General features: G+C 72.2%; 12 protein-coding genes. 2 read left to right on the top strand and 10 right to left on the bottom strand.

Features of this window, described 5'->3' with window-relative positions:
- Nucleotides 1–72 precede the first annotated feature (72 nt).
- Nucleotides 73–726: a TetR/AcrR family transcriptional regulator gene (locus ACTOQ2_RS13810; protein WP_440099964.1), complete on the top strand. Its 654-nt coding sequence runs from the start codon at nt 73–75 to the stop codon at nt 724–726.
- Nucleotides 727–775: 49 nt separating this feature from the next.
- On the opposite strand, the gene ACTOQ2_RS13805 is transcribed toward ACTOQ2_RS13810, so the two are convergent.
- The gene (locus ACTOQ2_RS13805) at nt 776–1,147 is read right to left on the bottom strand and encodes a cupin domain-containing protein (RefSeq protein WP_440099963.1); all 372 of its coding nucleotides are present in this window, start codon (nt 1,145–1,147) and stop codon (nt 776–778) included.
- Nucleotides 1,148–1,246: 99 nt separating this feature from the next.
- On the opposite strand from ACTOQ2_RS13805, the gene ACTOQ2_RS13800 reads away from it, so the two are divergent.
- Nucleotides 1,247–1,753, top strand: a complete 507-nt coding sequence (locus tag ACTOQ2_RS13800; RefSeq protein WP_440099962.1) for an AraC family ligand binding domain-containing protein — start codon at nt 1,247–1,249, stop codon at nt 1,751–1,753.
- Here the strand turns inward: ACTOQ2_RS13800 and ACTOQ2_RS13795 are convergent.
- The 9 genes from ACTOQ2_RS13795 to ACTOQ2_RS13755 form a co-directional block, all read right to left on the bottom strand.
- Nucleotides 1,666–1,935 (bottom strand): hypothetical protein, encoded by a 270-nt coding sequence (locus ACTOQ2_RS13795; protein ID WP_440063685.1) that lies wholly within the window; start codon nt 1,933–1,935, stop codon nt 1,666–1,668. The genes ACTOQ2_RS13800 and ACTOQ2_RS13795 overlap by 88 nt on opposite strands.
- 46 nt (nt 1,936–1,981) lie before the next feature.
- On the bottom strand, nt 1,982–2,854 hold the full coding sequence (locus tag ACTOQ2_RS13790; protein ID WP_440099961.1) for a helix-turn-helix domain-containing protein: 873 nt from the start codon (nt 2,852–2,854) through the stop codon (nt 1,982–1,984).
- Between the two features lie 135 nt (nt 2,855–2,989).
- The gene (locus ACTOQ2_RS13785; protein ID WP_344745052.1) at nt 2,990–3,214 is read right to left on the bottom strand and encodes a hypothetical protein; all 225 of its coding nucleotides are present in this window, start codon (nt 3,212–3,214) and stop codon (nt 2,990–2,992) included.
- Between the two features lie 196 nt (nt 3,215–3,410).
- Nucleotides 3,411–4,517, bottom strand: coding sequence for a Gfo/Idh/MocA family protein (locus ACTOQ2_RS13780; RefSeq protein ID WP_440099960.1), 1,107 nt, complete (start codon nt 4,515–4,517; stop codon nt 3,411–3,413).
- A gap of 118 nt (nt 4,518–4,635) precedes the next feature.
- Nucleotides 4,636–5,217 carry a TetR/AcrR family transcriptional regulator gene (locus ACTOQ2_RS13775; RefSeq protein ID WP_440099959.1) on the bottom strand — a complete coding sequence of 194 codons (582 nt, stop codon included), beginning with the start codon at nt 5,215–5,217 and terminating at the stop codon, nt 4,636–4,638.
- A 151-nt stretch (nt 5,218–5,368) separates the two neighbouring features.
- Nucleotides 5,369–6,394, bottom strand: a complete 1,026-nt coding sequence (locus ACTOQ2_RS13770) for a phosphotransferase family protein (protein ID WP_440099958.1) — start codon at nt 6,392–6,394, stop codon at nt 5,369–5,371.
- Nucleotides 6,395–6,575: 181 nt separating this feature from the next.
- Nucleotides 6,576–8,381 carry an acyclic terpene utilization AtuA family protein gene (locus ACTOQ2_RS13765; RefSeq protein WP_440099957.1) on the bottom strand — a complete coding sequence of 602 codons (1,806 nt, stop codon included), beginning with the start codon at nt 8,379–8,381 and terminating at the stop codon, nt 6,576–6,578.
- 64 nt (nt 8,382–8,445) lie between these two features.
- On the bottom strand, nt 8,446–9,258 hold the full coding sequence (locus ACTOQ2_RS13760; protein ID WP_440100217.1) for an enoyl-CoA hydratase-related protein: 813 nt from the start codon (nt 9,256–9,258) through the stop codon (nt 8,446–8,448).
- 56 nt (nt 9,259–9,314) lie between these two features.
- Nucleotides 9,315–11,360 (bottom strand): acetyl/propionyl/methylcrotonyl-CoA carboxylase subunit alpha, encoded by a 2,046-nt coding sequence (locus ACTOQ2_RS13755; RefSeq protein ID WP_440099956.1) that lies wholly within the window; start codon nt 11,358–11,360, stop codon nt 9,315–9,317.
- Nucleotides 11,361–11,386: the final 26 nt, after the last annotated feature.

The raw sequence follows: 11,386 nt of genomic DNA, 5'->3' as shown, positions 1-11,386 counted from the left end.
GGTGAAACTATTGACTGATTGGCCAATCAGGAGTAGTGAGGCGGTGGCCCCGCGCTGCTGTAGTCTTGCGCCGTGCACAGCGGAGGAGGAGCGCGCAGCAGTCGCGCCGACCAGGCCGACCAGCGCCGAGCGGAGCTCCTTGAAGCCGCCAGGCGGGTCGTGCTGGAGCGCGGGCTGGCCAGCACCCGCGTCGCCGACATCGCCAGGGCGACGAACGTGAGCGGCGGGCTGATCCACTACCATTTCGCCACCAAGGACGATCTCATCACCGAGATGCTCCGCAGCACCAGCGACTCCGAGATCCAGCGGCTGAAAGAGATCGTCGCGGGCCCCGGCACCGCCGTCCAGCTCCTCGACCGGGTCCTGCGCTTCTACATCCCGGCCTCCCGCTCCGACCAGAGCTGGATCCTCTGGGTCGACGCCTGGGCCGTCGGGGTGCGCGAGGAGCACGTCCGCACCATCCTGCTGGAGCTCGAGGGCGCCTGGATCGAGATCCTCAGCCAGGTGATCGCCGACGGTGTGGCCTCGGGCGAGTTCACCTGCGACGACCCCCTGGGCTCGGCCGAGCGGATCGACGGCATGCTCGACGGCCTCGTGGTCCGGTACACCCTGCACACCGGCAACATGTCACGGAGCAGGATGCTCCACCACGCCAGGGTCGCCGCCGCCCGAGAGGTCGGCCTCGCCCTCTCCGACTTCCCCGACGCGCCGGCCGAGTCCTCCTAGGGCTCGTGTCGAGGCCGGTCACGGCGACGAGGACCGTGGCCTCGTGGCCCTAGCCGAGGGATTCGGCGGCCTTGGACATCGGGCCTCCCGCGTCACCGGTGTTGAGCGTGCCGGCGGGCTCCACGAGCAGGATGGCCGTCTCCTCCTCGGCCACCGGGCAGTGCTCGACACCGCGGGGCACCACGTACAGCTCGCCGGGCCCGAGGACCACGTCCCCCTCTCTGAGCTGGATGGTGAGCCGGCCGCTGATGACCAGGAACAGCTCGTCGGTCTCCGGGTGGGTGTGCCAGACGAACTCCCCCTTGAGCTTGGCGAGCTTGATCTCGTAGTCGTTGAGGTCGGCGATCTTCTTCTGCGCCCACAGCTCGCTGAACCGGTCCAGCGCGCGGGCGATGTTGACAGGATCCAGGGAAACGGACAATTCGCTGCCACCTTTCGAACAGGGCCGCCCCGGTCGGGGCGGTGGCCGATGTGACGAGCGTGGCCCACGCGCAGGCCGTCCGTCTTGTACGTTTCTGGCATGACCGCCCGCCGACCGCCGCCGACGATCAGGGCGTGGCGGCCACCTGTCGCCGGCATCGCCGAGGTCTTCCACGCGCACTTCACCGACCACGCCTACCCGGCCCATACGCACGACACGTGGGATCTCATGATCCTCGATGCCGGGGCGGTCGACTTCGGGCTGGATCGTCACCGGCACGGCGCCGCCGACCCCGCCGCCGTCGTGCTCCTGCCGCCGGGTGTCCCGCACGACGGCAGGACCGTCACCCCCGCCGGCTTCCGCAAGAAAGTCCTCTACCTGGACACCACTGTGCTTCCGGAACACCTGACCGGCACGTCGGCACCACACCCGCCCGTTACGCCACGCGGACCTGAGGGGAGGGAGTCTCGTCCGGCTTCCGTCCGTCGCGGCGTGTCCGGGCGGTCAGGTCCGGGCGGTCAGGTCCGGGGGGTGGGCAGGGCGGCGAGCAGGAAGGCCAGCCGGGCCGCGGCGGCGTCGATGTTCTCGCTGCTGCCGAGCCGGTAACCCCACGACGTGATGAAGCCGCCGTCCGGGGAGCAGGTCACGGTCTCGGCCAGGGTGCTGCTGAAGCGGTTGCGGACGTAGACGTAGGCGGGATCGCCGAACGAGATCCGTTGTACGGAAAGGTCGGCGTGCAGTCGTATCGCGGCAACGAGTCTCTCGAGACAAGACAGCGTGTCCAGCATCGTGCGTCACCTCCGTGTCGACAGAGACTTGCACGATCTTGGGATGCTAATCAAGCAATTGCGGTGTTTGGTCGGCTGATTGTCCGGAGAAATCGTTGAGTACTCGGACGATCACCGATCTGGCATCCTCCCTGAAGGCGGCGACCTCGCAGAGTTCCTCGAAGGTCCGCGCGTAGAAGGCGACGTCCTCCGGGTCGCGCAGCAGCAGGTCCCTCGTCCTGGTCGGCACCGCCACGTGGTCGTCGTCATATATCCAGAAGCCGTTGAGCAGCGCCGAGGGCAGGGACGCCTCGAAGGGGATCACGCCGAACTCCACGTTCGGCAGCGCCGTCACCGCCAGCAACCGGTCGAGCTGCCCGCGCATCACGTCCAGCGGGGCGAGCCGGTGGCGCAGCGCCGCCTCCGGCATGACGAACCTGAACCGCTTGCTCTGGTCGTAGAGGATGTCCTGGCGCTGCATGCGCACCCGGATGGCCGCGTCGATCTCGTCGGGCGCCTGGTAGAGGCGCTTGATCCGGGTGAAGATGCTCCGGGCGTACTCGGTGGTCTGCAGCAGCCCGATGACCACGCCGGGCTCGAACACCCGCAGCCGGGTGGTCCGCGCCTCCACGTCGCGGATGTCCTCCTGGAGCGCCGCCAGCCCGCTGCGGTGCCGCTGCCGCCAGGAGTCCTGGCGCTCCAGGAGGCTCGCGGCCTGCTCCACCAGTTCCCCGGCGATCTCGGGGGTGGCGCCCACGGCCTGCGCCCACCGGGTGACGTCGTCCTCGGTCGCGGTCTGGCGGGCGTTCTCGATCCGGGAGACCTTGGACGCCTGCCATCTCAGCCGCTCGGCCAGCTCCTTGCCCGACAGGCGGGCGGCCTCACGCAGGTGCCGTAGCCGCACCCCGAGTTCGGTTCTGGCCTGCTGGAACCCGGTCACACGATCTCCTCGGCCGTTCGCGCGAGCCGGATGGCGCGGCCGCCGTCCGCCTGTGCTCCCGGCGTGCCCACGTCACCTCCCGCATGGTGCGCACGACGCTAGCCCCGAGCGTGTGGATCAAGCCAGAGAGCACTCCTAATCGTGACCAATATTTACAGAAAGTACTCGGCGCGCGATGTCCGCGAGAAGCTCACGCGGTACCTCGACGGCGGTTTCGCCGTCCAGGACGTGGCGCAGATCGGCCAGCGCCGCCGCGTCGGTCACTCGGAGACCCTGCACCACGATGGTCCCGCGGTCGGTCTCGTAGAGGGAGGGGCAGGCCCCCGCCTCGGAGGTGGAGCCAAGAAACCGGAGACGCATGACTGAATCCTTCCCCGAACCGCATTCTTGAAGCAATTGCGAGCAATCCTGGGACGCGAAAGGTTGCATGAAGGTTTCAAAAGGGCGGACCGGCGCCGGAGAAGGGGCAGGGAGTGCTGGGGCGCGGGCCGGGAACAACCCGGCGGACCTGATGGGTGAGGTGTTCCCCGCGACGGAGAACGCCAGGGCGGCGCTCCTACGCCGGGGCCGGAGTCTGGGCGGTTCCCGTGCGAGAGGCCCGCTCGATCGTGTCGACGAGCCGGTGCCGCCGCAGCGCGTGGTCGAAGCCGGGCACGGTGCGCGTGCCCTCGCGCAGATCCCGGGCGAAGTGCGCGTACACCTGGGCCACGCCCTGCGCAGTCGCGGGCAGGTCGCGCGGGACCGGATGGAAGAGGCTGTCGGGCAGGGCGATGTCGGCGAGCGCCTGGGCGTCGCCCCGGCCTCCCCGCAGTCGCAGGTCCAGCGCCTGGAGGTTGCCGTTGACGCCGGGCGCGGTCAGGACGAGGTCGCCGTCGGTGCCGTTGATCTCCCAGTGGAAGTTGTCGCCGCGGGAGACGCCGCCCCGGTAGAACAGCGAGAGGGCCGCGCCGCCGCGGAAGGTGCCCGTGACGGACACCTGGTCGGCCACCGTCACCGGGATGGTGGAGCCGTCGTCGATCACCTGTGCCCGCGTGAGGCTGGTGACCAGGTTGGCCGAGACGGTCGTGAGCTCGCCGAGCACGACGTTCACCGCCTCCAGGGCGTGCAGCGCCGACGCGGTCAGGGGTGTCGCGCCGGCGGCGGCGTCGTAGAGGTAGGCGTGCGCGCGGTCGGTCACGGGGCTCCAGGCCAGGCCCGATCCGACCAGCGTCGTGCCGAGCACCTTCCCGACGTAGCCGTCCGCGACCAGGTCACGGGTGTGGCGGATCGCCGGAAGGAAGCCGCCCTGCAGCCCGATCACCGTGCGGACCCCCGCGGCCTCGGCCCGGGCGGCCAGGTCGGTCGCCTCCTCGGTGCCGACGCCGAGGGGCCACTCGCTGTAGACCATCTTCCCCGCCGCGAGCGCCGCGGAGATCAGCGCGTGGTGGTGGGGCACCTTGACCGACACCACCACCAGATCCACTCCGGGGTGGGCGATCAGGTCGGCGGGGTCGTCGAAGGCCGCCGGGACGCCGAACTCCTTGGCGGCCAGGTCGGCGGACGCGCGGCGTGACGTGCTGATGGCGCGCAACTCGTAGCCGGGGAGGGCCCTGAGCGCGGGAACGTGGCTGATGGCGGCCCAGCCGCCGACGCTCGCCCCGATGATGCCGACGCCGATGTCCATGATGCTCCTAGGGTGATGCCCGGCCGCCTGTGGCGAACGGGGTGTGCCGATGCCGTCTCTTCCTGTCCACCGACGGCGAATATCTTGAATGATCGTTACAGATTCGGGCCGTGAAACATCAGTCGAGGCAGCCCAGGGCCGCCTCCACGACGCTCATCAGGTACCGGCGGTCGGGGTTGATCGCCCCCGTGACACGCAACCCGTGAATGATGGTCATGAGGAACCTCGCCGAGTCCCGGGGGTCGCGGACGCCGACCGGCTCGCCGCGGTTCTGGGCCGCCGTGATCGCCTCGGTCAGCTCGTCCTCCAGCAGCGAGGTCGTCGTCCCCACCCGTGCGGCCACCTCGGGGTCGTGGCACAGCCGCTCGGTCGCGGCGCTGACGATCAGACAGGTCTGCTCGCGCCCGTCCCGCAGGATGGTCTCCACCAGATCGACCAGGATGTCGCGGATCAGCTCCCGCGCCGGGGTGCCGCTGCGCAGCAGGTCGACCAGGGGGAGCGCGTACCGCTCCCGGTAGCGGTCCAGCACCGCCTGATACACGCCCTCCTTGCTGCCGAACGCCGCGTAGAGGGAGCCGCGGCCCACTCCGGTGGCGTCGACCAGGTCCTGCACCGAGGTGCCCTCGTAGCCCTTGTGCCGGAAGACGGACATCGCCGCTTCCAGCGCGGCCTCCGTGTCGAACTCCCTGACCCGTGCCATGTCGTCCAAGCTAGCCTTATCTGGAACGAACAGTCAAGTTTTCCCCCGCCCATGCGGGCACCGCCCGCGCCTCGGCCGTCGACCACGGCATCGCCCCGCCAGGCTGCGGCCGGGCGCCGGCCGAGAGCGCCGACGCCGATTCCATCGCAGGTCACATGAACGTCCGGGCGCGGGCGAACAGGTTCAGCGTGGTGGCGTGGAGCAGGTCCCCGATCTCCTTGGGAGCCTTGCCCGCGCAGGCGCGGGCGTGCGTGCCCTCCAGGACGATGCCGAGCTTGAAGCAGGCCATCACCGCGTACCAGTCGACGGCCGACAGATCCCGGTCTGACAGGGCCGCGTAGCAGTTGACGAGCTCGGCGGCCGTGGCCAGCCCGGTGACCCCGCCGGAGATCACCCCCACGCCGTCGGGGGCCGGCCAGGTGGCCAGCAGCCATCCCAGGTCCAGCAGCGGGTCGCCCACCGTGCACATCTCCCAGTCGACGATCGCGGCCACCCGGGGCCCGTCGCAGGCGAACATGAGGTTGGCCAGGTGGTAGTCGCCGTGCATGATCCCCGGGGTGAACTCCCTCGGCCGGTTGCGCTCCAGCCAGCCCGCGGTCTCCGCCAGCCCCGGGATGTCGGGCCCCGGATATCCCTCCAGGGCTCCGTAGCCGTCCAGCTCGCCCATCCAGCGGGGCACCTGCCGCTCCAGGAACCCCTCGGGATGGCCGAACCCGTCGAGCGCGCCGTGGTCCACCCGCCCGAGGTCGGCCAGCGCCGAGGCCGCCTCCAGTCCCATCCGGTGCCGGATCGCGGGGTCGCCGGCGTGCGGCTCGGGCAGCTCGACGGTGGCGTTGAACCCCCGGACCGGCTCCATCAGGTAGAAGACCGCGCCCATGACGCTCTCGTCGGTGCAGGCCGCGACCAGGCGCGGCGCCGCCACCGGCGTGTCGCGCAGGACCGCGAGCACCCTCGCCTCCCGGCGGAGCACCTCGTTGCTCCTGGCGCGCGGGTGCAACGGCGGCCTGCGCAGCACGTACGACGCCCCGCCCCGCTCGAAGCGCACCATGACGTTCTGCGTCCCGCCCGTCACCGGCGCGACCCGCTCGAACGGCCCTTCCGGCAGCCCCCGCGCGTCCATCCACGCACCGAGCACGTCGAAGTCGATCGCGGTGACGTCGATGTGCGTGGACGTCATGCGCCCTCCTTGACCGAATGATGTTCTAGGTGGGGTGAATCTATGATTCCCGTCCGCGACGGTCAATAGTCTCCCGCTCCGGCGGAAGCGGCGTCCGCGTCGGAGGAGGCGGAGTCGCGCCGGCGAGCCAGAGGCGGAGTCGCGGGATGTCGGCTCAGAGGAGGCGTCGTGGGATGTCGGCTCAGAGGAGGCGTCGTGGGATGTCGGCGAGCCCGGCGCGGAGTTCCTCCCCGAGGGCCTTGGCCTGGGCGTCGAGACGGGGACTTGCGGCCACGCCCCGGCCGAGGAGGCCGTGCACGACGAAGTTGAGGGCGAGCAGGTTGGGCAGCTCGAAGCGCTCGACCTTCAGGCCGGCGGTGAACGGCAGGAGTTCCGCCAGGCGTTCGACCGTCAGGTAGCCCTCCAGCCACCCGAACCGCTCCGCCGTACGGACCCAGACCCCCAGGTTGGCGTTGCCGCCCTTGTCCCCCGAGCGGGCGCCCACGATCGTGCCCAGCGCGACCCGCGCGGTCTCACCGTCGCCGCACCCGCCGTGCGGGGCGGTGCCGGTGTCGGCGTCGCTCCCGTGGCCCGTGGCCTCGCCGCCGCTCGCCACCCGTGCGGTCGTCACCTCCGGTGTGCCGGACACTTCGGACAGGTCACGTGCGCCGGGTGCGCCGGGTGTGCCGCCTGTGCCGGGTACGGCGGCGAGCTCGCGGCCGTCGAGCCAGACGCGGGCCCGCACCGTCTCCGCCGGGACGAGGGTGGGCCAGTAGACCCCGTACGGCGAGGCGTCTCCGGGCGGGGTGAGGCCGTAGAAGCCGGGATAGCTCGCCAGGCCGGTCTCGACCACGGCCGCGGAGAAGGCGCGCCCCGCCCTCCGCCGGTCGGCGTCCATCACGGTGACGCGCAGCAGGGCGGTCCCGGCGAGCGGTGCGTGCGGGGTGAGCGGTGAGAGCGGGGTGAGCTCCACGTGGACCTCGTCGAACGACTCCTTCGGCACCCGCGACCAGATGGCCTCCTCGGCCAGCCGGGCCTTGGCCTCGATGTCCAGGCCGGTCAGGACGAGCGTCATCGTGTTGCGGTAGCCCGCCAGGTAGTTGACGGCGACCTTGAGCGTGCCGGGAGGGGCCTCGCCGCGCACCCCCGAGACGCGGACCCGGTCGGGGCCCTCCTGCTCCAGCCGGATCGTGTCGAAGCGCGCGACCACGTCGGGCCCGAGGTAGCGGGGCGACCCGATCTCGTACAGCAGCTGCGCGGTGACCGTGCCCACCGAGACCAGCCCCCCGGTCCCCGGGTGCTTGGTGACCACGCTGGAGCCGTCGGCCTCCAGCTCCACCAGCGGGAACCCGCAGCGCGCCAGGTCGGGCACCTCGCCGAAGAACGCGTAGTTGCCGCCGGTCGCCTGGCAGCCGCACTCGATGACGTGCCCGGCGACCACCGAACCGGCCAGCGCGTCGAGGTCGTCAGGGCCCCACCCGTACCGCCAGATTCCCGGCCCGGTGACCAGGGCGGCGTCCGTGACGCGGCCGGTCACCACCACGTCCGCCCCGGCCGACAGGGCGGCGGCGATCGGGCGGCCTCCCAGGTAGGCGTTGGCGGTCAGGGCGGGGGCGGGCAGCGACTCACCGGTGTCCGCGTTGGGGGCGCCGCCCAGGTCGTGGCCGGTCAGGTCGTCGCCGGTGACGTGGGCGACCCTCACCGGCAGCCCGAGGCGCCCGGCCAGCTCGCGCACGGCCTCGGCGCACCCGGCAGGGTCCAGCCCGCCCGCGTTGGAGACGATCCTGACGCCCCGCTCCAGGCACGTCCCGAGGACCTCCTCCAGCTGCTTGAGGAAGGTCGGCGCGTAGCCGGGGCGGCCCTTCAGCCGGTTCCCGGCCAGGATCAGCATGGTCAGCTCGGCGAGCCAGTCGCCGGTGAGCACGTCGATGGGACCGCCCTCCACCATCTCCCTGGCGGCCGACAGCCGGTCGCCGTAGAAGCCGGAGCAGTTGGCGACGCGCAGCATCAGCCCTCCTCGGACCGGGACGTCACGGACGCGTCACCGCGCGCCCCCGGCTCGCCGTACGGCATCAGATCGTCTCCGGCGCGGGGATCCACGACGCGGGCCGCTTCTCCATGAAGGCGGCGATCCCCTCCTGCCCCTCGGCGGAGGTGAACCGCCGCGCGGACAGCTCGGCCATCTGGCGCATGCCCTCCTCGACGCTCAGCCCGGGTACGGTCCGCACCAGCTGCTTGGTGAGGGCGAGCGCCTCGGGGCCGCCGCGCAGCAGCATGCCGGTGTAGTGCGCGACGGTCGCGTCCAGCTCCTCCTCGGGCACGGCGCGGGTGAGTAGCCCGATCTCCGTGGCGCGGGCGGCGTCGAACGTCTCGCCGGTGAGCAGGTACTCGGCGGCGGCGCGCGGGCCGAGCCGCCGCAGCACGGTCACCGAGATCATCGCGGGCACCACTCCGAGCCGCACCTCGCTGAACGCGAACGACGCGGAGTCGGGGGCGATCGCGAAGTCGCACGCCGCCACCAGGCCGAGCCCCCCGGCCCGCGCCGTGCCGTTCAGCCTGCAGACGACCGGCTTCGGGCTCTCCCATATCAGGCTCATGATCTCCGGGAACGACGCGGTCACCGGCGCCTCGTGCGCGCCGCCCGGCGCGACCCGCTGCTCCTTCAGGTCGGCGCCCGCGCAGAACACCGGCCCGGTCCCGGTGAGCACGATCACCCGGACGCTCTCCTCGGCCAGCGCCCAGTTGAGCCGGTCCTCCAGGTCGCCCAGCAGCCGCACCGACAGCGCGTTGCGGTTGCGGGGGGAGTCGAGGGTGATCGTCGCCACCCCGCCGGACAGCTCCCTGCGCACCAGGCGTTCCACCGGCCAGCCCCCGTCGCTCTTCATCTCGGTCCTTCCGTCGTCGAGACCCCCTCCCGGCTCCCGGGAACCGGGGGAGGAGGTCACGTCTGCTCCTCGATCACGGCCAGCACGGCCCCCGCCTCGACCTGGCGGCCCGGCGTCACGTTCACCGCCGCCACCGTGCCCGGCGCGGGCGCGGCGATCCGATGCTCCATCTTCATGGCTTCGAGCACCACGACCACCTGCCCCGCCCCGACGGTCTCGCCGGCCTTGACGTCGACCCGCAGCACCGTACCGGGCATGGGCGCCACCAGGGAGCCGGGCAGTACGTGTTCCACCGGTTCCGGCAGGCGGGGCAGCGGGGTGAGCCGTACGGAACCGAGGGGGGAGTCCACGTGCGTCACGCCGTCGTAGCGGGCGACGGCGAACCGGTGCCGCACGCCCGAGGTCTCCAGCACCACGAGCGAGGGCGTCGCGCCGACCAGGACCGTATCGGGAAACCCCTCCGCCCGCAGGCCGTCCCTGGTGATCCGGTAGGAGATCTCGGCCTCCGCGAAGGCGGCGCGCTGCGGCTGCGACACCACGTTGCGCCACCCGCTCGGCAGTCCCGCCTGCACGGTCGCCGCCGCCCGGTTGGCCGCCGCCCCCGCGAGCGCGGCGGCGAGGGCGGACAGGCGCGCGAGCTCCGGCCGTTCCCGGCCGGGCGCGGGGGACCCGGTGAGCCCGTGCTCCTCCAGGAAACCGGTGTGGGTGTCCCCCGCCAGGAACGCCGGGTGGCGCAGGACCTCGACCAGCAGGTCCCGGTTGGTGACGAGGCCGTGGATCCTCGCGCCCGCCAGCGCGGCGGCCAGCCTGCGCACGGCGTCGGGGCGGCTCGCGCCGTACGAGACGACCTTGGCGAGCATCGGGTCGTAGTGGACGCCGATCTCCGAGCCGTCCTCGACGCCGGAGTCCAGCCGCAGGCCGTGGCGCCCGCCGGGTACGGGCGCGAAGCGGGCGTCCACCCCGGGAACCTCGAAGCGGTGCAGCACGCCGCTCTGCGGAAGCCAGTCGCGGGCCGGGTCCTCGGCGTACAGGCGCACCTCGACGGCGTGCCCGGACGGTTCGGGCGGCGACGCGGGGAGCCGGGCGCCCTCGGCGATCCGCAACTGCCACTCGACGAGATCGACGCCGTACACGCACTCGGTCACCGGGTGCTCCACCTGCAGGCGGGTGTTCATCTCCAGGAAGGCGACCGTCTCGTCCCTGACGAGGAACTCGACGGTCCCGGCGCCGACGTAGCCGATGGCCCGCGCGGCGGTGACCGCCGCGTCGAGGAGCCGCGCCCGCATCACGGGGGAGATCGCCGGGGACGGGGTCTCCTCGACCACCTTCTGGTGCCGCCGCTGGATCGAGCACTCCCGCTCGCCCAGCGCCCACACCGTCCCGTGCCCGTCGGCCAGGATCTGCACCTCGATGTGCCGGGCGCCCTCCAGCAGGGGCTCGACGAACACCGTGCCGTCCCCGAACGCCGACGCCGCCTCCCGGCGCGCCGACTCGACCGCCCCGGGCAGGTCGTCGGTGAGCCGCACGACGCGCATCCCGCGCCCGCCGCCACCGGCCGACGCCTTCACCAGCAGGGGTACGGCCCATCCGGAGGCGGTCCCGCTCATCCGGGTGAACACGGCGTCCAGGTCGCCTTCCAGGTCGTCCATCGAGTAGCCGGGTCCCGCGACGAAACCCGGCAGCACCGGGACCCCGGCCTCGGCCATCAGCGCCTTCGCCTCGATCTTGGAGCCCATCGCGGCGACGGCCCCGGCCGGAGGGCCGACCCAGGCCAGCCCGGCCTCCGGTACGGCCCGCGCGAAGGCGGCGTTCTCCGACAGGAAGCCGTACCCGGGATGGACCGCGTCGGCGCCCGACACGCGGGCCGCTTCGACGACCTTCTCCACCGACAGGTAGGTGTCGGCGGGCCTGACCCCGCCCAGCCGTACGGCGTGGTCGGCCTCGGCCACGTGCGGCGCGTCCGCGTCGGCGTCCGAGAAGACCGCGACGGTCTCGATGCCGAGGTCGCGGCAGGTACGGAAGACGCGGCGGGCGATCTCACCCCGGTTGGCGACGAGCAGGCGGCGGATCGGCGGGACGGGCACGTTCATGGGCACGTTCATGGGCATGGGCGTGGGTATGGTCACGG

The organism is Streptosporangium sp. H16 (genome assembly GCF_051918855.1).
GTDB lineage: Bacteria > Actinomycetota > Actinomycetes > Streptosporangiales > Streptosporangiaceae > Streptosporangium.
Note: the sequence above shows the minus strand (reverse complement) of the source record. Positions and strands in the feature narration are given on the sequence as shown.